The following is a 20,113-nucleotide window of genomic DNA, read 5'->3' on the forward strand; positions in this document are numbered from 1 at the left end:
CTTCTGGCACGATGGCCTGGTGACCACTCCCGATACCGGCGCAGCCGACGGCGCACCTGCGGGTGCCTTCGAGGCGCCCGTGGCGACCCGCCGGGACCGCCGCGAGGGAGCAGAGACCCGTCACCGCGGCTCGTCGGCGCGCACGGTCGGGCGCACCAGGTCGCGGATGCGGGTCCTCCCGGCGACCGTGCTGGCCGTCGTCGGGCTGGTCGCCGGCGTCGGCTCGGGAGCCGCCGTCTCCACGGTGACACCCAGCCCGCCGCTCGTCATCGAGTCCGACCTGGCCTCGGGCGTGTCCGTGAGCCCTGACCAGCGCCAGACGCTGCTCGAGGTCGCGAGCCGCGGCCTCGCACGGACGGCGCTGACCGACTCCGACTCGCTGCTGACCGACTCCACGGCGCCCTCGGACGACGCAGCCGCGGCCCCGGGGCCGCTCGCCCCGCCCGACGGGGCGCCGCCGCTCGAGCCTGAGGCGATCGTGCCCGAGCCGCTGCCGCTGCCCGAGGGCGTCGACGCGGCCGGCTTCGCGGCCGGTCTGCTCTCCACGACCGTGCCCGACGCCGCGAGCGGGGTGTTCGACGTCGTGCCCGGGGAGGTGCCCGCTCCTGGCGCCGGCGAGGTGAAGTCCGTGAGGATCGAGGTCGAGCGAGGGCTCGACGTCGACCCCGCGATGTTCGCCGACCAGGTCCTGTCCACGCTCAACGACCCGCGCAGCTGGGGCGGGGACGGATCCCAGTCCTTCTCACGGACCGCGGGCGAGGCGACCGTGACCGTCACCCTGGCCAGCCCGACCAGCGTGGACCGGCTCTGCGCCCCCCTCGACACCGTGGGCCTGTGGTCCTGCGGTATCGAAGGGCGGGCGGTGCTCAACCACATGCGCTGGGTGAAGGGCTCCGGGACGTTCGGGGACGACATGGCCTCCTACCGCCACTACCTCGTCAACCACGAGGTCGGCCATGTGCTCGGCCACCGGCACAGCCGGTGCTCCTCATCCACCGCGCTGGCCGACGTCATGGTCCAGCAGAGCGGACCCTCGATCGCCTGCCTCCCCAACGGGTGGCCTTTCCCCTGACCTGGGAGCTGCCTCAGCCCGGGCGATGACCGGGATGTCAGTGGCGTGTGGTGGGATTCCCCTGTGCATCTTCTCCCGCCCCGAACAGGCCCCCGCAGCGACCGCCGCCCTGCGCCTGAGGCGCCTGAGGGACTCGATGCGCCCCGGGACGCCCGGGCGCAGCGCGTCGTGCTGGACGCTGCGCAGGTCCGCGCGCTCGACGGGGCTCTCGCCGCGCCGACGTCGCTCATCCTCGGCGCGCCGGGGACGGGCAAGACGACGCTCGCCCTGGAGATCGCAGCCGCCGCGGTCGAGCGGGACGGCCTCGACCCCGACGAGATCCTCGTGCTCAGCGCCACCCGTCGCGGTGCCGGTCTGCTCCGTGACGCCCTCGCCGCCCGGCTCGGGATGACCGTGCGCGGGGCGGTCGTACGCACCGCCGCATCCGCCGCCTTCGCGATCCTGGCCAAGCACGCCCAGGCCGCCGGCGAACCGGCCCCCGTCCTCATCACCGGCCCCGAGCAGGACCTCGCCCTCGCCGAGCTGCTCGCCGGACACGCCCGCGGGGAGGGGGCCAGCGTCCCGTGGCCGGCGACGATCCCGGCCGAGACCCTCGCGCTGCGCGGCTTCCGGGAGGAGCTGCGCGACCTGCTCATGCGCTCCGCCGAACGTGGGTTGACCCCCGACGACCTCGGCGCTCTGGGGCGCCGGTACAGGCGTCCGGAGTGGGAGGCCGCGGGCAGCCTCTACGACGAGTACCTCTCGGTCATGGCGCTGCGTCAGCTCACCCCGGACTCGGGTGCGCGCTTCGACCCTGCGGTCGTGGTCGACGAGGCCGCATACGTCTTCGAGCACTGGTCCGGGCCGGAGCGTCCCGCCTGGCGCTTGGTCGTGGTCGACGACTACCAGGAGGCCACTGCCGCCACCGCGCGGCTCTGCCGCGGCCTGGCAGCTGCCGGGGCACGGCTGGTGCTGATCGGGGATCCTGACGCCTCCGCACAGGCCTTCCGTGGCGCGACTCCCGCGCTCATCGGACGAGCCGCGGCCGGGCACCCGCCGGGCCCCGGGGTGGTCGGTGGCACCGGTGACGAGGGCGAGTTCGGGGCGAGGACCCTGGTGCTGGAGACGGCGTGGCGGCACGGGCCGGTCCTCCGGGCCGCGACGCAGGCCGTGACCCAGGAGATCGGGTCGGTGGGCGCCGTCGAGCACCGCCGGGCTGTGGCGCGCCCGGGCGTCGCCGACGGCACTGGCACGGACGGCACTGATGGCTCTGTCGAGACCGCGATCCTGCCCAGCCCGGCCCTCGAAGAGGCCCACATCGCCAAGACGCTGCGGTCGGAGAACCTGCTTCGGGGCACCCCGTGGTCACGCATGGTGGTCATCGCGCGGTCCGGGTCGGAGCTGTTGCGCCTGCGCCGCGCACTGACCAGCGCGAGCGTCCCGGTGACCGTGCTCGGGGCGGACATCCCGCTGCGGGACGAGCCCGCCGTCCGGCCGCTGCTCGGCGCGCTGCGGGCGGCGGCCTCCGGGGACCTCCCGGTCGAGGTGGTCGTCGACCTGCTCACCTCGCCGCTGGGCGGGATCGACGCCGTCGGGCTGCGACGGCTGCGCCGTGCGCTGCGCACCGAGGAGCTGAGCGCGGGCGGGGGCCGGTCCTCCGACGCGCTCCTCGTCGAGATGATCGCCCATCCCGCCCAGGTGGAGCTGCTGCCCTCCGACATCGCCCGTGCACCCCGCCGGATCACCCGGGTGCTCGCGGCCGGGCGGGCCGCGATCGACGCGCCCGGGGCCACCGCCCAGACGGTGCTGTGGGCGCTGTGGGCGGCCGCCGACGTCGCCGAGACGTGGCGGTCGATCGCCGTCAACGGCGGTCCGGGCTCCGCGCGGGCCGATCGTGACCTGGACGCCGTGATGGGGCTGTTCCGCTCGGCCGAGCAGTTCGTCGACCGCGTCCCCCAGGCCACCGCGCTCGCCTTCGCCGACTTCCTGCAGTCCCAGGACCTGCCCGCGGACAACCTCGCCGCGCGCGCCGGAGCCACCGAGACGGTCTCCCTGCTCACCCCGGCCGGGGCCGCCGGGGGGGAGTGGGACGTCGTGATCGTGGCCGGGCTGCAGGACGGCAGCTGGCCCGACCTGCGCCTGCGCGACTCCCTGCTCGGCTCGCAGGCGCTCGTGGACGTCCTCTCCGGTCGGTCCGAGGATGCCGCGGGCGTGGGCCGAGAGGCGCGGCGGTCGGTCCTGGCCGACGAGCTCCGCGCCTTCGCCGTCGCGGTCTCCCGCGCCACCCGCCGCCTCGTCGTCACAGCCGCGAGCGACACCGACCACGAACCGTCGGTCTTCGTCGAGCTGCTGACCGGGCCGGACGACGACGCGGCCGCCACGAGCGCGCCGGACGTCTTCGCCGCCCCGCTCGACCTGCGCGGCGTGGTCGCGACCCTGCGCGCGGAGCTGGCCGACGCCGTCGGGCACGGCGGTGAGGACGGTGCCGGTGACGGAGCGTCGGGGAATCGCGCTGGCGCGATCGCCGCGCTGCTCGCCCGGCTGGCCCGGGCCGGGGTCGGCGAGGCAGACCCGCGCACCTGGTACGGATCTGCGCAGGTCTCCTCGGAAGAGGGGTTGTGGGCCCCCGACGAGACGGTGATGGTCTCCCCCTCCAAGGTGGAGCAGGTGCACCGGTGCGCGCTGCGCTGGGCGCTGGAGAGCGCTGGCGGGACGGGCGCGAGCGCCCTGTCGCAGTCTGTGGGAACCCTCATCCACGACATCGCGCGCGAGCTCCCCACCGCCGGGCACGCCGCGCTCGCGGCCGAGCTCGACCGCCGCTGGCACGAGCTCGGCCAGGCGCCCGGCTGGCCGACGACGCAGACCCGGCGGCGCGCGGACGCGATGATCGCCCGGCTCTCGGAGTACTACAAGGAGATCGCCGGCGACGTCGTCGTCGAGGAGGCCTTCGAGGTGACGGTGGGCCGGGCGGTGCTGCGCGGTGCGGTCGACCGGCTCGAGCTCTCGGGCGACGGCGGGGTGCGGGTGACCGACCTCAAGACCGGGAAGGGCATCCCCACCGTTCCCGAGGGACGCACCAACGCCCAGCTCGGGGCGTACCAGCTCGCGGTGGAGGCCGGGGCGTTCCCCTCCCTGCCCCCCGGGACCCGCAGCGTGGGTGCCCAGCTGGTGTTCCTCAGCGACGGCGCGAAGGGCACCCGCCGCGGCCAGGACGCGCTCGGACCCGATCCGGAGAACTGGGCGCGCACCCTCGTCGAGGACGCCGCCGAGACCATGGCGGGGGCGGCGTTCACCGCGACCGAGAACTCGCTGTGCTCGATGTGTGGGGTGCGGCGCTCGTGCCCGTTGCAGTCCGAGGGTCGCCAGGTGGTCGACCTCGGGGTGCCCGGGGTGCCCGGGGCGCCCGCCCTGCCCGCGCCGCCAATCCAACCCGACCTGCCCGCGCCGCGAGAGGACCGATCATGACCGACCAGCCGACTGCTGACGCGCGCCTCATGAGCGCCGCCCAGATCGCCGAGCTGCTCGGCCAGCACTCACCGACCCCGGAGCAGACCGCCGTCATCGAGGCGCCGCTGACCCCGATGCTCGTGGTGGCCGGGGCAGGGTCGGGCAAGACCGAGACGATGTCCGCGCGGGTGGTCTACCTGATCGCCAACAAGCTCGTCGAGCCGCACGAGGTGCTCGGCCTGACGTTCACCCGCAAGGCCGCGGGCGAGCTCGCCGAACGCGTGAGCAAACGCCTGCGGCAGCTGCGCCGGGCGCGGTCGGCGGCCGGAAGCAGCGCCGTGAGCGCCCTGGACGCCCTCGACCGGCCGACCATCTCGACGTACAACTCCTACGCGGCGTCCCTGGTGAGCGACCACGGGCTGCGGATCGGGCGGGAGCCGGGCGCGCGGCTGCTGTCGGAGGCCTCGAGCTGGCAGGTGGCCAGCGACGTCGTCGAGAGCTGGCACGCGGACCTGGCGACCGACGCCGCGGTCTCGACCGTCGTGGCGGCCGTGCTGGACCTGTCCAACGCACTGAGCGAGCACCTGCTCTCCGTCGAGGAGGCCGTGTCCGGGATCGACACGCTGCTGGCCGGCATCGAGGCGACACCCTTCGGTCCCCGGCGCACCGGTCTGCACGCCGACGTGGTCAAGCTCGCCCAGTCCCTCGCCGAGCGTCGCCGCCTGCTCGACGTCGTGCAGACCTTCCAGGACCGTAAACGTGCCATGGACGCGGTCGACTTCGGGGACCAGGTGGCGCTCGCGGCCCGGCTCGCCGAGGAGGTCGACGCCGTGGCCGCCGGGGAGCGCGAGCGGTTCAAGGTGGTGCTCCTGGACGAGTACCAGGACACCTCCTACGCGCAGATCCGCCTGCTCAGCTCCCTCTTCGGGTCCGGGCACCCGGTCACCGCGGTGGGTGACCCCAACCAGTCGATCTACGGCTGGCGCGGTGCGAGCGCCTCGGGACCGGCGCGGTTCCCCGACCAGTTCCGCGACGCGGGCGGGGCCCCGGCCCGGGTGCACCGGCTGAGCACCTCCTGGCGCAACGACCTCGCCGTCCTGGAGGCGGCCAACACGACGTCGGGCCCGTTGTACGCGGCCGACCCGGGGAACTCCCTGCCGTCCCTGGAGGCACGACCCGCGGCCGGGCTCGGCTCGGTGCACGCGGTCTACAGCCCCACCGTGGAGGAGGAGGGCGCCGCGATCGCGGAGTTCATCGTCAAGCGGTGGAAGCCGGGGACAGCGACGGCGGCCGTGCTCTGCCGTGCGCGCAGCCAGTTCCCGGTGATCGAGGCCGCGCTGCGGATGCGCGGGCTGCCGGTCGAGGTGGTGGGCCTGGGCGGGCTGCTCACCACCCCCGAGGTGGTCGACCTCGTGGCCCTCCTCGAGGTGGTCCACGACCCGTCCCGGGGCGACTCGCTCATGCGGCTGCTCACCGGCCCGCGGCTCAACCTGGGGGCCGCGGACCTGCACGCCCTGGGCAGCCGCGCCAAGGAGCTCGCCCGCCGGCGCTCGGCCCACGGTCCCCACGGTGCCGTGGAGGGCGACTCCTCCGACGAACGCTCGATCGTCGACGCGATCGACGACCTGCCCGGCCCCGACTGGCACGCGCCGGACGGCCGGACCTTCACCCCCGCGGGGGGCACCCGGCTCCGGGAGCTCGCCACCCTGCTCCGGGAGCTGCGGTCGCTGACCTACCTGTCCATCCCCGAGCTGGTCGACCGGGCCGAGCGGGCACTCGGGCTCGACATCGAGGTGGCCCTCGTCGCCGCCGCCGGGTGGGAACCTACAACCGCCCGCCCCGTCTCCGACCCCCGCGGCCGTGCGCACCTGGACGCCTTCCGGGACGTGGCGGTGCACTTCGCGAACACCTCCGACATGGCCACCCTCGGTGCGTTTCTCGCCTGGCTGACCATGGCCGAGAAGCGCGAGCGCGGACTGGACCGTCCGGCGAACGCCCCCGACCCGGGCGCCGTGCAGCTCATCACCGTCCACGCCTCCAAGGGCCTCGAGTGGGACGTCGTGGCGGTGCCCGGACTGGTGGACGGGGGGTTCCCGTCGACGAAGGCGAACGGGGCCAAGGGGCCGGTGTCCTCGGGCTGGCTGACCGGGCTCGGAGCGTTGCCGTTCCCGTTGCGGGGAGACGCCGTGGACCTGCCCGAGCTCGACGTGACCGGAGCGGAGAACTCGGCCGAGCTCGCCACCCGCCTCGCCGACTTCCGGGCGAGCTGCGGGGAGCACGAGGTGTTCGAGGAACGCCGTCTCGCCTACGTCGCGTTCACCCGGGCCCGCTCGGACCTGCTGCTGACCGGTGCGTGGTGGCGCACCGCGCAGAAGCCGACCTCACCGTCGCTGTTCCTCACCGAGCTGCACGACGCCGGTGTGCTCGCGGAGTTCACCGTCGCCGACGCCCCGGACACCGATGCGACCAACCCGCGTGACGACCTCACCCGCCAGGCGGTCTGGCCCGGCGTGCCGTCGCCGGCCGGGGACGGCGCGCCCGAGGGGCCCGACGGCGATCACCGTGAGCACGGTGATCGCGGCGCGCTGCTGGACGTGCTGCGCAGGTCCAGCGAGCTGGTGGCTGGTGCACTCGCCGACCCGCCCGCCGACTCGCCCGCCGATCTCGGGGAGCCGGCCGGTGGCGCTGGTGTGCTCGGGCGGGACGGTACCGACCTGTCCGAGCTCAGCGACATCCTGCTCACCGAACGGGCCTCGCGCGGCAGGGCGGCGACGTCCATGGAGTTTCCCGCGCACATCTCCGCGTCGGGACTGGTGGAGATCGCCCTCGACCGCGACGCCTACGCCCTGTCGTTGCGTCGTCCGATCCCGCGCGAGCCGTCGGTGCACTCGCGCCGCGGGACGGCGTTCCACCTGTGGGTCGAGCGCTTCTACGGCTCGACGTCGCTCTTCGACCTGGACGACATGCCCGGCGCCGACGACGAGCGGATGGACGCCGACCAGACCCTCGACGACCTGCAGCGCACCTTCGAACGCTCACCGTGGGCCGCGCTGCAGCCGATCGCCGTCGAGGTGGCGATCGACACGGTCGTCGCCGGGGTGACCACGAGGACCCGGATCGACGCGGTGTTCCCCGACCCGGACCGGCCTGCCGCGGCCGGCCCCGGGGTGGTCGTCGTCGACTGGAAGACGGGCCGGTCACCGAGCGACCCGGAGGCGATGCGAGCCCGTGAGGTGCAGCTGGCCGTCTACCGGATCGCTTGGTCGCAGTGGGCCAAGGTGCCCCTCGAGGAGGTCTCGGCCGCCTTCTACTACGTCGGCGACGACCGCACGGTCCGCCCGGCCAACCTGGCCGGGCTGGCTGACCTGGAACGACTCGTCGTGGGTGCGGGCGTGGTTGTCGTGAGCAGCTAGGGGCGCGGCTGCGGCGGCCCGTCGTCACCGGGAGCAGGGGGAACGGGCGGCTCCTCCGCTGCGTCGTCGGGGGACGTGACCGTTGCATAGGCGGTCGTGTCGACGTCCTGCAAGGGACGTGGCAGGACCTTGGCGTAGTCCGGGATGCGCTCGACCCCGCCTGACTCCGCTGCCGGTTCCGCGGCTGGCTGGCCACCAGGGGCAGCGGTGGGCTCGGCGGTGGGCTTGGCGGTGGGCTTGGTGGTCAGCTTCGCGTCCGGCTGTGCGACCGGCTTCGCGGTCCCGCGGACCGTCCGCGGGGTGGTCGCCGGCGGCGCGCCCTGGTCGGTGGCGGCGACGCTGAACGCGCCGACCTCGGTCGCGGCTCGGTCCAGGTCGCGCAGCATGCCGACCGCGTCCTTGACCACGTCGCCCCGGTCGTTGCGCACCCCGTGCAGCAGCCACCGGGCCAGCGCGAGCTCGCTGGCCAGCAGTGCCCGGTCCACCAGGTGCGGGTCGATGAGCTCGGTGCGGCGCAGCTGGTAAGCCTCCAGGATCGACTCGACCGCCTCCTGCGGTGCGGTGACCAGCAGCCAGGACAGGTCGTCCGCCGGGTCCCCGACCTGCACCTCGAAGAAGTCGGTGATCGCGCTGATCTGCCCGGCGCGGACCAGCAGCGTCTCGGCCGAGAGCGCCGTGTGGGTGACGGTCGGACGGAAACGCCACATCGACACGTCCTCGAGCGAGCGCTCCCAGCGGCGCAGGAGGCTCGAGGGGACCTGGCCGGTCTGGGCGGCCTCGTCGACCTCGGACAGGCGTCGCTGGCGGTACTCCTCAGCCGAGTACACGGGAAGACCGGAGCTCTCGACGAGGTGGACGGGCAGCTCGTGCAGCGCGGCGATCGCGCGGCCCAGGCTCGCGCTGATCCCCGGACCCGGCACGATCCGCTCAACCCGGAGCGGGTGACCGGGCAGCTCGGGATAGACGACCGCCCGGCCCCCCTCGGACAGCACCGCGAAGCCGGCCGCCCGTGGGACCTCGAAGGGCAGCCGCCCGGAGTCGACGTAGTCCTCCAGGCCGGACAGGAACGCGGCCTCGGCCTCCAGCGCCGCGCCGGCAGCCATGGTTCTCGGTGCCCGGACGACCCACCGACGCTTCTCGGCGTCGATCGCGATCGCGGCGTCGAAGCCGTCGGGTGCGGTGGTCTCCTGGACGTGGTGGACGTCAAGACCGGGCACGGCGAGGGTCGAGAGGGCGGCGAGGGCGAGCGGTGAGCGGGACACACCACAAACGGTAGACGGCTCAGCCGCCATTGGCTCGAAGGCTCCCCGCCGAGCCGTGCGCTGCACATCTCACCGGACCCGTCGCCGGGGCTCTCACCGGTGGTCGGTGCGCAGGCCCGGGAGACATACGGTGGAGCCATGGGATATGTCGACTGGGATACGTTGCCGCTGTCACGAGCCACGACGGGACGCGGGGCGCACCGGCGCACCGAGCCGGACGTCGTCGCGCAGGTGCTGACCGAGGAGAGCACGCGGGTGCTGCTGGTGCACCGCGGACGGCTCTCGGCGACCGGCGACGCCTCCGGTGCCGAGCTGACCTTCGAGGGGGGCACAGCGATCGACCCCACGCTCGCGCCCCCGCACAGCGCGGGCGACCCGCACGCCGGCACCTGGCTGTACCTCGGTGAGGACGACGCAGGCGCCTTCGTCGCGCTCATCCTGCCCGACGACGCCGGGACCCCCGCGCTCGGCCTCGAAGGCATCGCCCCGGTGAGCCCTGCCGGTGATCTTGTCGCCGCCCACACCTGGCTGTCGCTGCGCGACCTCGGACCGGCGCTCTCCGCACGCGACGCCGGCCTGGCGACGGCGGCGGTCGCACTCACGGCCTGGCACGCGAGCCACCCCCGGTGCCCCCGCTGCGGCGAACCGACCGAACCGGTCCAGGGCGGGTGGGTGCGCCGGTGCACCAACGACGCCAGCGAGCACTACCCGCGCACCGACGCAGCCGTCATCATGGCCGTGGTCGACGACGACGACCGCCTGCTGCTGGGCCGCGCCGCCCAGTGGGCGCCGGGCAAGTTCTCCACCCTCGCCGGCTACGTGGAGCCGGGGGAGCCGCTCGAGGCGGCCGTGCGCCGGGAGGTCCTGGAAGAGGTCGGGGTGAGCGTGGGCGCGGTGGCGTACCGCGGCAGCCAGCCGTGGCCCTTCCCGGCGTCCCTCATGCTCGGCTTCGTCGCCCGCGCGACCTCGACCGACATCACGGTCGACGGCGAGGAGGTCGTCGACGCCCGATGGTTCACCCGCCCGGCCCTGGCCGGGGCGATCGACGACGGATCCGTCGTCCTGCCCAGCCGCGCGTCCATCGCCCGAGCCCTGATCGAGGACTGGTACGGCGCGGCCCTCCCCGGTGCGTGATCCCCGCCCCTGCCCGCGCCCCGCGCCGACCTTGCGAACGGCTCGCCGACCTCGTGAACGGTCCGCCGACCTCGTGAACGGCTCGCCGAACTCGTGAGCCACAGGCCGTGGCCGCGATCGAACGGCCGTGTCTCACGAGTTCGGCGAAGGATTCACGAGGTCGGCGGGGGGCGTGGGGTGCGCCTGCGTGGAGCGGGCGAGCAGGGGGAGCGGGCGAGCAGGGGGAGAGGGCGCTGTCAGAGGGCCAGGCGGGTCTTGACGTCGGCCAGGGACGGGTTCGTCGCTGAGCTGCCGTCGGGGAAGACGAGGGTCGGCACGGTCTGGTTGCCGCCGTTGACCGCCTGGACGTAGTCCGCGGTCCCGGGGACCTCTTCGATGTTGATCTCCGTGTAGCCGATCCCTGCCGAGTCGAGCTGGGTCTTGAGCCGGCGGCAGTAGCCGCACCACGACGTGGAGTACATCACGACCGATCCGGCCTCGGGGATGGTCGGGGAGGTGATGGTGGTCTCGGTCATGGCGCGTGAGTCCTCTCGTTGTGGGGGTACGACGTGCTCAACCGTAGGGCGTCCACGGAGTATTCCCCGACGCCCAGGTCGCGGGGCTGTTCGCCCGGCCCACCCCACGCGTCGTCGTGTCGGTGGAGCCTGGGAGAATGGACGGTGATGTCAGACAACCCGCGTTCGCTGCCCCACGTCCCTCGCTCCGCCGAGGCGATCCTCGACGCGCTCGACCCCGACCAGCGTGAGGTCGCCGAGGCGCTGACCGGACCGGTGTGCGTGCTCGCGGGAGCCGGGACGGGCAAAACCCGGGCCATCACCCACCGCATCGCCTACGGCGTGCGCACGGGCATGTACACCCCCACGACCGTGCTCGCGGTGACCTTCACCGCACGGGCGGCCGGAGAGATGCGCACCCGGTTGCGCGACCTCGGCGTCTCAGGTGTCCAGGCGCGCACCTTCCACGCGGCCGCGCTGCGTCAGCTGAGCTTCTTCTGGCCGCAGGTCGTCGGCGGGCCGCCGCCGCGGATCCTCGAGCACAAGGCGCCGGCGGTCGGCGAGGCGGCCCGCCGGCTCGGCCTGAGCGTGGACCGGGTCGCGGTGCGTGACCTGTCCTCCGAGGTCGAGTGGGCCAAGGTGTCCTTGATCACCGCCGAGGACTACGAGCGCGCATGCACCGCGATCGCCCGTCCGGCCCCCGGCGGGTTCGACCACCGCACGGTCGCCCGGCTGCTGACCACCTACGAGGAGGTCAAGACGGAGCGGTCGGTGATCGACTTCGAGGACGTGCTCCTCATGCTCGGCGACATGCTCGCCTCGCAGGTGAACATCGCCGAGACGGTCCGTCGCCAGTACCGCCACTTCGTGGTCGACGAGTACCAGGACGTCTCCCCGCTCCAGCAGTTCGTCCTCGACCAGTGGCTCGGCGGCCGGGAGGAGCTGTGCGTCGTCGGCGACCCGAGCCAGACGATCTACTCCTTCACCGGCGCGACCCCGCACCACCTGCTCACCTTCAAGAAGGCCCACCCCACCGCCCACGTCGTCAAGCTCATCCGGGACTACCGCTCGACCCCGCAGGTCGTCGAGCTGGCCAACAACCTCCTCGCGGTGCGCGGCGTGCGCCGCTCCGGCAGCCACCCGGCCCTCGAGCTCGTGGCCCAGCGCCCGGCCGGCCCGCCCGTGCAGTTCACCACGTACGACGACGACGAGTCTGAGGCCACCGGCGTCGCCGTCCGGGTGGGCCGGCTCATCGCGGCCGGCACCCTGGCGAGCGAGATCGCGGTCCTCTACCGCACCAACGCCCAGTCCGAAGGCTTCGAGGCCGCCCTGGCCGACGCCGGGATCGGGTACCTCGTGCGGGGTGGGGAACGCTTCTTCGCCCGCCGTGAGGTCCGCGACGCGATCGTGCTGCTGCGCGGAGCGGCGCGCTCGGCCGAGCCCGACATCCCGATGCCCACGACCGTCCGTGACGTCCTCACCTCGGCCGGGTGGTCCGTCGCCCCGCCCGCCGGCCGAGGCGCCGCCCGCGAGCGGTGGGAGTCCATGCAGGCCCTCGTCGCGCTCGCGGACGATCTGGCGGCCAAGCAGCAGGCCACCCTGGCGGACCTGCTGGTGGACCTCACCGAACGTGCCGCGGCCCAGCACGCACCGACCGTGGAGGGCGTGACGCTCGCCTCCCTGCACGCGGCGAAGGGCCTGGAGTGGGACGCAGTGTTCCTGGCCGGGATGAGCGAGGGGCTCATGCCCATCTCGCTCGCCGAGACCGACGAGGCCGTCGCGGAGGAACGGCGCCTGCTCTACGTCGGGATCACCCGCGCCCGGATCCACCTCGACCTGTCCTTCGCGAAGTCCCGCAACCCGGGGGGCCGGGCCAACCGGCGCCGCACCCGGTTCCTGGACGGGCTGTGGCCGGGGGAGGGCCCCGGCGCGGGGGTGCGCCGGCCCGCGCGCGACGCGCGCGACGTCGTCGGGCGCAGTGCGGTGAAGATCTCCGGGGACTACGACGAGGCGCTCTTCGAGGCGCTGCGCGAGTGGCGGCTGGCCCGCGCGAAGGAGATCGACCGGCCCGCCTTCGTCGTGTTCTCCAACACGATCCTCGAGGCGATCGCCGAGACCCGGCCGACGTCGGTGGCCGAGCTCGTGCGCATCGGCGGAGTCGGTCCGAGCAAGATCGAGACGTACGGCGCCTCGGTCCTGGAGGTCGTCCGGACCTTCGTGGAAAACTCGCCGGCTAAATAGGTTGCACCGCTCGGACGCGGCGACCTATGGTTCTTGAGTCCCTGTAGGAAGGCGACGGCCGAGAGGCCTGAGCCCGAGACGAGAAGGAGGTGGGTGCACAGATGAAGATCACCATGATGACCGTTCCGGTCACCGGGCATGACGCCGCAACCGGGTTTACACACCGGTTCCGCGCCACCGGATCTCGCGCACCCCACGTCTCCGTCCCCAGGGCACATCTCATCTGAACCAGGTGAGCTTGACCAGGCCGCGGAGTCCTCAGGGATCCGCGGCCTTCGTGTTTCTCCACCGTCGGGCATCGATGCTCGACGGCGGTCGACAGTGAAGCCCCGCGAGTTCCTTTTCGACGACACACACGAAACTGGGATTTGAGGAGAACACCGTGCGGCCCACGCTGCTCGACACGATGTCACGCACCACCGCCCCTGCTGTCACGACCGCACCCACCCTGACCCGCCAGGAAGGGCGCGACTTCGCCCAGCTGGTCGCTGGGCTGCTGCCCTGCCGGTCCAGCGACCCCGAGCTCTGGTTCGCCGAGCAGGCTGACCAGGTGGAGCAGGCCAAGGCCATGTGCCACCAGTGCCCGCTCGTGGCGGCCTGCCTGTCTGGGGCGATCGACCGCGCCGAGCCCTGGGGGGTCTGGGGCGGGGAGGTGTTCGTCGACGGGGTGGTCGTCGCCCGGAAGCGGGGGCGCGGACGCCCGCGCAAGGACGAGGCGGCCTAGCCGTGCCCGCCCCCTGCCACCTCGATGCACCCGCACTCGGGGTGCATCGACCACTCGCGCAGCCGGGGCACGGCGTCGGGGGCTGACACCTCGATGCACGCCCCGGCCGTCGCGGGACGGTGCCCGTCCAGGTGGGCGAGCACCTGCGCGGCCCCGAGGGCTCCGGCGGCCGTGACGGTCGAGGACTCCTGGGCGGGTGGGAGCAGCGCGGCGGCGTCCTTGAGCTGGTCGCGCATCCGTGGCCACGCCGGGTCGAGATCGGTGCGCCGGGCGTCCAGACAGGTGAGGCACGGTGTCCGCCCGGGACGGACGAAGGGCCCGACCACCACGTCCCCCTCGCGCACCGTGACCACCAGGTGCGCCACCCCCTCCGCCATGAGCCGCACGGTCCGCAGCGAGTCCGCCACCTCCTCGAAGACCACGACGACGACGTCGGGCACGGTGCGTCCCCCCGCGGTCAGGCGCAGCGTCGGGTAGCGCGCACCGAGCACCTGGGCCGCCGCCTCGGGCAGGCGCATCCCCACGTGCCCCTCCCGCAGACCACCGACGCCGACGTCGCCCGCGCGGACCCGGCGTGGGTCCTCGACGGCAAGCCCGCCCACCCCGGCCGAGGCGAGGGTGTCAGCCAGGACCATCCCGAGCCGGCCCAGCCCGACCACGGCGACCGTCGCCGCCCTGCGGGCCCTCACCACGCGGGCGCCGTCACCGTCCGAGGTGGCCCACGCGGCGCCCCGCGCGTCGTCCCCGGCTCCGGACCCGACCGGCACGCCGGGCGTCCCCGCGACGAGATGACCGTCCTGGCCGAGCTGGGCGAGCAGCGCGGTCATCCGGTCAGCGGGCACCCCGAGCCCGCCACAGCGACGCAGCAGGTCCTCCCCGGCGGACGGGGCCGGTCCGGCGAGGGTGCGCAGCAGGGTCATCTCGGCCGGAGCGAGGCCCGACAGGACCGATGCCCACCGGCGGTCGACGCCGAACTGGAGCGTGCCAGGGTCACGGTCGAGAACCCGGAGGCCGGGACGGAGCTTCATCCTGCGATCGTGGCACGCGTGGCGGCGACCAGCGAGGTTGTGCACAACCTGGGTCTGCCTTCGGCGCGTAGCTCCCACTTCGGGCAGAAGACCCGCTACGGTCAGCAGGTGCCCGAGTCTGCTGACGGTGTCCTGAACGCCCAGGTCGAGGTACGACGGAGCCGTCGCCGCACAAGCACGGTCAGCGCGTACCGTGACGGGGATCGGACGATCGTGTCCATACCCGCGAGATTCTCGCGCGCCCAAGAACGTGAGTGGGTGCAGCGGATGCTGGACCGACTGGCCGACAAGGAGCAGCGCCGTCGCCCCTCGGACGAGGGGCTCGAGGCACGCGCGCGTGAGCTCTCCGAGAAGTACCTCGGTGGCCGTGCGCGGCCGTCCTCCGTGCGCTGGTCGAGCCGCCAGGGCCGGCGCTGGGGATCGTGCAGCCTGCCCGAACGGTCCATCCGGATCTCGACGCGGGTGCGGGGGATGCCCGAGTGGGTGCTCGACTACGTGCTCCTGCACGAGCTGGCGCACACCCTGCACAGCGGTCACGGTCCGGACTTCTGGGCGCTGCTGGACTCCTACCCGCGCACCGAGCGCGCCCGGGGGTTCCTCGAGGGCCACGCCTTCGCGCGGGACGTGGGACCCGAGGACGAGCCCGGCGAGGGCGACGCGACCATCACCCTCGCCTGACTCCTGCTGGGCGGGTCAGCTCGCGGGTGCGTCCGGTGCGCTGTCGCTGCCGGACTCGGTCGGGTTCTCACCCTCCGCCTCGCTGAAGATCTCGGCGAGGGCGAGGTCGACGTCGGACTGCTCCGCGGTCACCGCGTCGCGGCGGGCGAAGTACCCGGCCGGGTCGTCGAGGTCGAGCGTGCCAGGGAGCAGGTCCGGGTGGTCCCAGACGGCGTCCCGGGCCTCGGGACCACCCTGGGACTCGATCGAGGCCCACAGCGCGGCCGCGTCGCGGGATCGGCGGGGTCGCAGCTCGAGCCCGACGAGCGAGGCGAAGGTCTGCTCGGCCGGTCCACCAGCCGCGCGGCGACGCCGGATCATCTCGCGCAGCGCGAGGGCGTGCGGGAGGTGGGGGAGCGAGGCGCGGGCGGTGACCTCGTCCACCCAGCCTTCGACCAGGGCAAGGACCGTCTCCAGGCGGAGCAGCGTCGCCTCCTGCTCGGGGGTCGACTGCAGGGCGAACACGCCGCCGGACAGCGCGCCGCGCAGCGCCTCGGTGTCGGTGGGGTCGATCTCTCGCATGGAGGACTCCAGGGCGTCCATGTCGATCGTGATGCCCATGGCGTAGGCCTCGACGAGACCCAGCAGGTGCCCACGCAGCCACGCGACGTGGGTGAACAGGCGGGCGTGGGCGACCTCGCGCAGCGCCAGGAACAGCCGGACCTCCTCGTCGGGGGCGTCGAGCCCCTCGGCGAAGGCTGCGATGTTCGCCGGCACGAGGACCGTGGCCGGCTCGCCCAGCAGCGGCACACCGATGTCGGTCGCTCCGAAGACCTCCCGGGATAGGGTGCCGGCTGCGGTGCCGATCTGCATGCCGAAGACGGCCGCACCGATCTGGCGCATGATCTGGGTGGGGTCGATCGCGCCGTCGCCGCCGAAGAGCCCGGCGGGCAGCGCGCCGGCCGCCGGGTCACCCAGAGCCGACAGGTCACCGGGGAGCTGGTCCCGCAGGATCGCGGTGAGCGCGTCGGCGACGGAGGAGGCGACCGGCCGCGCGAGCGTGTTCCAGGCGGGGAGGGTCCGTTCGACCCATTCCGAGCGTGTCCAGGCGTGAGCCTTGCCGCCGCCCGGGGGGATGTCGGTGGCCGCGTCGAGCCACAGCTCGGCCACGGAGAGCGCCTCGGTGGCCACCCGCACCTCGCGGGAGGTGAGCGAGGGGTCCCCGCCGACGGCGGCGGCCTGCCGCGCGACGTCGTGCGCGACGTCGGCGTTGACCGGACCCGTCCCGGAGGACGAGAGCAGGCGCTTGACCTGGTCGAGGATCTGCTGGAGCATCTGCGGGTCGTTCTGGAACTCCGAGCCGGCCGCGAGGGTCGCGGGGTCGAAGCCACGGGCGCGGAGCTCGCGCAGGGCATCCTCGGAGTCGGCCCCGAAGAGCGAGCGCAGGAGCTCCTCCCACTGGGTGGGGTCGGGATCGCCCGGCGCGCCAGAGTGGTCGGACGGGTCGCTGCTCATAGAGTCTCCAAGTGCGATGGCTGGTCGATTCCTGATCGGCGGCTGTTCGCGCCCGATCGACGGCGGGTCGCCTCGATGACGCGGTCGCCGACCCCGATGCTCTTTACGGTAACCACTAAACCGTCTTCAGGGAGGCAGGAGCGCCATGCCCGCACGACCGGTTCGCTCAGGGCGCACCGACACCGAGGTCGTCGTCGTGGGGGACTCCCCGATCGCCCGCGGGATCCGCAACCGGCTGCGCGCCACGGGGGCCTCGAGCGGACCGGGCCCGGCCCGCTTCGCCGGCGCACGCGTGGTCGTCGTGGTCGGGCACACCGGGGACTTCGCCCGGGTGACCGCGCGCCGGGCCGCCGAGCGTCGCGGCGAGCTGGTCGCCGCGGTCGAGACGGACCTGGCCGACGCCGCGGCGGCCGGCGTCGAGCACGTGGTCGCGATCAGCTCGGCGATGGTCAACGGTGCCGAGCCGGACCGCCCGGCGATCGAGGACGGGGAGGCGCGCCTGTCCGTGGTCGACGACGGCTCCGCCGGAGACCTGCTCGCCTTCGAGGCGGCCCTCGAGCGCGTCGCGGCGAACCTGACCGGTCTCACGGTCACCGTGCTGCGACCGGCCGTGATCGTCGGGCCCGACGTCGACACGCTGATGACCCGCCACTTCGAGGCGCCGCGTGTGCTGACCATCCGCGGGGCGCGACGGGGATGGCAGTTCGTGCACGTCGAGGACGTCGCGGACGCCGTGGGCGTCGTCGCCGCCCACGGCCTCACCGGGCAGCTCACCCTGGGTGCGCTGCGGGAGGGGCAGCCCGACGTCCTCGCCCCGGAGACGGTCACCGCCCTCTCCGGCATGCGTGGGATCGACCTGCCGGCCGCCTCCGCCTTCGGCACGGCGGAGCGCCTGCACCGGGTCGGCGTGCTCCCCGTGCCGGCCTCCGACATGAGCTTCGCGGTCTACCCGTGGACGGTCACCGCAACCACCCTGCGCGACGCCGGCTGGTCGCCGTCGTGGTCGAGCGAGGCGTGCCTGCAGGCGCTGCTGGCACAGGTGCGGGGACGGGTCGGCGTCGCCGGTCGGCGGATGGGCGGGCGGGACGCGGCCGCGCTGGGTGCGGCGGGCGCCGCCGTCGCGCTGCTGGGCACCGCGGCGATCTGGAGACAGGCCCGCGGGCTGCGCTGAGCGGCGCTCAGCGTGCTTCCAGACTTCTCGGGGATGATGGTCCGGTGTCGACAGAGCCGAACGCTGACCACAGCCCGATCGCTGACAACCGCCCGACCGCGCAGGGCTACGCCGGCGCAGAGCGGGTCTCGCCCTTGAGCGACCCCTACATGGTGGTCGGCAACGACCGCCCCGGGCCGCGGTCGATCACCCTGGGTGTGGCGTTCATGGCGACGGTCCTGCTGCTCTCCGGGCTCGCGGTCCTTCCCGCGCCCTACGTCGTGAAGTCGCCCGGACCGACCCTGGACACCCTCGGGCAGGCCGACGGCAAGGACCTCATCCAGATCACCGGGACCGAGACCTTCCCGTCGACGGGTGAGCTGCTGCTCACCACCGTCGGGGTGGGCGGGGGACCGGGCTACCCGGTCAACTTCGCTCAGGTGGTGCAGGGCTGGGTCGACGGCACGCGTGCGGTGTACCCCGTGGAGGAGGTGTTCCCCACCGACGTCACCCGCGAGGAGCGCGACGCGGAGAGCGCGGCGGAGATGACCAGCTCGCAGGAGAACGCGACCTACGCGGCCCTGACCGAGCTCGGCTACGAGATCCCGGTGACCCTCCAGGTGGCCTCCACCGTCGAGGGGACCCAGGCCCCCGGCAACCTCGAGGCCGGGGACACCATCGTCTCCCTCGACGGCACGCCCGTCGCCGGCGCGGAGGAGCTCATCGAGGCCCTGACCACGATCGACCCCGGCACGGCGGTCACGCTCGGGCTCATCCGCGACGGCGCCCCGGTCGAGGCGTCCTTCGCCACGACCGCGCCGGCCGAGGGCGGCACGGGGTCGCGGCTGGGCGTGCAGGTCAGGTCAGCCTTCGACTTCCCGGTGGACGTGGCGATCCAGATCGACGACATCGGCGGGCCGAGCGCCGGGACGATGTTCGCGCTCGGCATCATCGACCTGATCACCCCCGAGGACGAGGTGAACGGCCAGGTCATCGCCGGGACCGGGACCATGGACACGACCGGGACGGTGGGCGCGATCGGCGGCATCCGCCAGAAGCTCAACGGCGCCCTGCGGGACGGCGCGACGTGGTTCCTCGCGCCGGCCACCAACTGCGACGAGGTGGTCGGGTACGTGCCTGACGGGCTGCAGGTGGTCAAGGTCGCGACCCTCGCCGAGGCGCGGGACGCGATGACCGCGATCGGCGCGGGCGACGGCGACTCGCTCCCCACCTGCACGTCCTAGGGGTCGGCTCAGACGAACGTCGAGCGCAACGCCTCGATGAGGCCCGGCACGAGGCTCATCCCGGTCGCGACGTCGGCGTCGGAGTCGTTCGCCCGGGTGCGCAGCGCGCACCAGGACCCGCCGTCGCGCAGCACGCCGACCGCCATCCGGACGTCCTGACGGTCGGGGTGCTCGGCGAGGAAGGCGAGCGCGGCGGTCGGGTCGTCGGGGATGTCGGCCTCGGCCGAGGGCGGCAGGATGATGCGCTCGACGACGACCGCGGCACCGGAGACGGTCTCGGGCCAGATGATCGAGGCGAGCAGGTCCTCCAGGGACCCCGAGTCGGGGAGGTCGTCCTGCTCGACCGACGTCAGGTGCGTGGGGTCGGCGAGGGCCGCCTCGACGGTCGCGGGCGGCAGGACGCCGGCGAGGTCGGGTTCGGCGGCCAGAGCCGCCTGGGTCGAGACGAGCGCGAACACCCGGGTGGGTGCGTCCCACCCGGTCGACGCGACGTGCTGCTCGACATCGACGACCGCGTCGGCGAGGGCGCGCTGGGTGGGGGAGAGCGGAGAGGTGGGAGTCACGGGGAGTTCAGCGGGCTCGGCGGGCTCGGCGGGCACAGTGGGCTCAAGGGGCACGGTCATGGTCACCAGGATGTCAGATGACCCGCGTCCGGGGTGCTGGTCGCGATGCGACCGGCGGATGAACTGTGGGAACCTAAAGATGTCCACAAGCGTTTGACCGGGTGAGAGCCGATTCTGCAGCCCTCACCGA

At 73.7% G+C, this 20,113-nt stretch carries 14 protein-coding genes; 9 read left to right on the plus strand and 5 right to left on the minus strand.

Translation table 11 applies throughout. The annotated features are described in order from the left end of the window. The first annotated feature begins 19 nt into the window (after nt 1-19). The 3 genes from ACWA15_RS04955 to ACWA15_RS04965 all read left to right on the plus strand — a co-directional run bounded on the left by ACWA15_RS04955 (nt 20) and on the right by ACWA15_RS04965 (nt 7,911). Nucleotides 20-1,072 (plus strand): DUF3152 domain-containing protein, encoded by a 1,053-nt coding sequence (locus ACWA15_RS04955; protein ID WP_464058331.1) that lies wholly within the window; start codon nt 20-22, stop codon nt 1,070-1,072. Nucleotides 1,073-1,240: 168 nt separating this feature from the next. Beyond that, nucleotides 1,241-4,516 (plus strand): ATP-dependent helicase, encoded by a 3,276-nt coding sequence (locus tag ACWA15_RS04960; RefSeq protein WP_464058332.1) that lies wholly within the window; start codon nt 1,241-1,243, stop codon nt 4,514-4,516. Beyond that, a complete protein-coding gene (locus ACWA15_RS04965; protein ID WP_464058333.1) occupies nt 4,513-7,911 on the plus strand; it encodes a UvrD-helicase domain-containing protein in 3,399 nt (1,132 codons plus the stop codon). The genes ACWA15_RS04960 and ACWA15_RS04965 overlap by 4 nt, the downstream gene beginning before the upstream one ends. Here the strand turns inward: ACWA15_RS04965 and ACWA15_RS04970 are convergent. Then, nucleotides 7,908-9,173, minus strand: coding sequence for a phosphotransferase (locus tag ACWA15_RS04970; protein WP_464058334.1), 1,266 nt, complete (start codon nt 9,171-9,173; stop codon nt 7,908-7,910). The genes ACWA15_RS04965 and ACWA15_RS04970 overlap by 4 nt on opposite strands. A gap of 138 nt (nt 9,174-9,311) precedes the next feature. Between ACWA15_RS04970 and nudC the strand changes: the two genes are divergently transcribed. Then, complete coding sequence (nudC, locus tag ACWA15_RS04975) at nt 9,312-10,307, plus strand: NAD(+) diphosphatase (protein WP_464058335.1); 996 nt, start codon at nt 9,312-9,314, stop codon at nt 10,305-10,307. Nucleotides 10,308-10,543: 236 nt separating this feature from the next. Here nudC and ACWA15_RS04980 read toward each other — a convergent pair whose 3' ends face one another. Continuing rightward, the gene (locus ACWA15_RS04980; RefSeq protein WP_464058336.1) at nt 10,544-10,822 is read right to left on the minus strand and encodes a mycoredoxin; all 279 of its coding nucleotides are present in this window, start codon (nt 10,820-10,822) and stop codon (nt 10,544-10,546) included. Nucleotides 10,823-10,969: 147 nt separating this feature from the next. Here ACWA15_RS04980 and ACWA15_RS04985 point away from each other — a divergent pair, with 147 nt between their 5' ends. Together ACWA15_RS04985 and ACWA15_RS04990 are read left to right on the plus strand one after the other, a co-directional pair. Continuing rightward, a complete protein-coding gene (locus ACWA15_RS04985) occupies nt 10,970-13,042 on the plus strand; it encodes an ATP-dependent helicase (RefSeq protein WP_464058337.1) in 2,073 nt (690 codons plus the stop codon). Between the two features lie 382 nt (nt 13,043-13,424). After that, nucleotides 13,425-13,766, plus strand: a complete 342-nt coding sequence (locus tag ACWA15_RS04990) for a WhiB family transcriptional regulator (protein WP_464058338.1) — start codon at nt 13,425-13,427, stop codon at nt 13,764-13,766. Here the strand turns inward: ACWA15_RS04990 and ACWA15_RS04995 are convergent. Continuing rightward, nucleotides 13,763-14,794 carry a TOMM precursor leader peptide-binding protein gene (locus ACWA15_RS04995; protein ID WP_464058339.1) on the minus strand — a complete coding sequence of 344 codons (1,032 nt, stop codon included), beginning with the start codon at nt 14,792-14,794 and terminating at the stop codon, nt 13,763-13,765. The two genes, ACWA15_RS04990 and ACWA15_RS04995, sit on opposite strands and share 4 nt — an antisense overlap. 267 nt (nt 14,795-15,061) lie before the next feature. Here ACWA15_RS04995 and ACWA15_RS05000 point away from each other — a divergent pair, with 267 nt between their 5' ends. Further along, a complete protein-coding gene (locus tag ACWA15_RS05000; protein WP_464058340.1) occupies nt 15,062-15,472 on the plus strand; it encodes a M48 metallopeptidase family protein in 411 nt (136 codons plus the stop codon). A 15-nt stretch (nt 15,473-15,487) separates the two neighbouring features. On the opposite strand, the gene ACWA15_RS05005 is transcribed toward ACWA15_RS05000, so the two are convergent. After that, on the minus strand, nt 15,488-16,966 hold the full coding sequence (locus tag ACWA15_RS05005; protein ID WP_464058341.1) for a zinc-dependent metalloprotease: 1,479 nt from the start codon (nt 16,964-16,966) through the stop codon (nt 15,488-15,490). Nucleotides 16,967-17,111: 145 nt separating this feature from the next. Here ACWA15_RS05005 and ACWA15_RS05010 point away from each other — a divergent pair, with 145 nt between their 5' ends. Next, on the plus strand, nt 17,112-18,137 hold the full coding sequence (locus ACWA15_RS05010) for an NAD-dependent epimerase/dehydratase family protein (protein WP_464058342.1): 1,026 nt from the start codon (nt 17,112-17,114) through the stop codon (nt 18,135-18,137). Between the two features lie 44 nt (nt 18,138-18,181). Continuing rightward, nucleotides 18,182-19,360 (plus strand): YlbL family protein, encoded by a 1,179-nt coding sequence (locus ACWA15_RS05015; protein ID WP_464058343.1) that lies wholly within the window; start codon nt 18,182-18,184, stop codon nt 19,358-19,360. Nucleotides 19,361-19,368: 8 nt separating this feature from the next. Here the strand turns inward: ACWA15_RS05015 and ACWA15_RS05020 are convergent, their stop codons facing one another. Further along, entirely contained in the window at nt 19,369-19,983 is a 615-nt protein-coding gene (locus tag ACWA15_RS05020) for a PPA1309 family protein (protein ID WP_464058344.1), read from the minus strand. Between the last annotated feature and the right edge of the window lie 130 nt (nt 19,984-20,113).

The organism is Sanguibacter sp. TS_SC_8 (assembly GCF_055361235.1).

What these genes read in the sequence shown, in the direction of transcription:
- ACWA15_RS04985 (WP_464058337.1), top strand. Translation starts at nt 10,970, where the DNA reads ATGTCAGACAACCCGCGTTCGCTGCCCCACGTCCCTCGCTCCGCCGAG.
- ACWA15_RS05010 (WP_464058342.1), top strand. Translation starts at nt 17,112, where the DNA reads ATGCCCGCACGACCGGTTCGCTCAGGGCGCACCGACACCGAGGTCGTC.
- ACWA15_RS05000 (WP_464058340.1), top strand. Translation starts at nt 15,062, where the DNA reads ATGCTGGACCGACTGGCCGACAAGGAGCAGCGCCGTCGCCCCTCGGAC.
- ACWA15_RS05020 (WP_464058344.1), bottom strand. Translation starts at nt 19,983, where the DNA reads ATGACCGTGCCCCTTGAGCCCACTGTGCCCGCCGAGCCCGCCGAGCCC.
- ACWA15_RS04980 (WP_464058336.1), bottom strand. Translation starts at nt 10,822, where the DNA reads ATGACCGAGACCACCATCACCTCCCCGACCATCCCCGAGGCCGGATCG.
- nudC (WP_464058335.1), top strand. Translation starts at nt 9,312, where the DNA reads ATGGGATATGTCGACTGGGATACGTTGCCGCTGTCACGAGCCACGACG.
- ACWA15_RS04965 (WP_464058333.1), top strand. Translation starts at nt 4,513, where the DNA reads ATGACCGACCAGCCGACTGCTGACGCGCGCCTCATGAGCGCCGCCCAG.
- ACWA15_RS05005 (WP_464058341.1), bottom strand. Translation starts at nt 16,966, where the DNA reads ATGAGCAGCGACCCGTCCGACCACTCTGGCGCGCCGGGCGATCCCGAC.
- ACWA15_RS04995 (WP_464058339.1), bottom strand. Translation starts at nt 14,794, where the DNA reads ATGAAGCTCCGTCCCGGCCTCCGGGTTCTCGACCGTGACCCTGGCACG.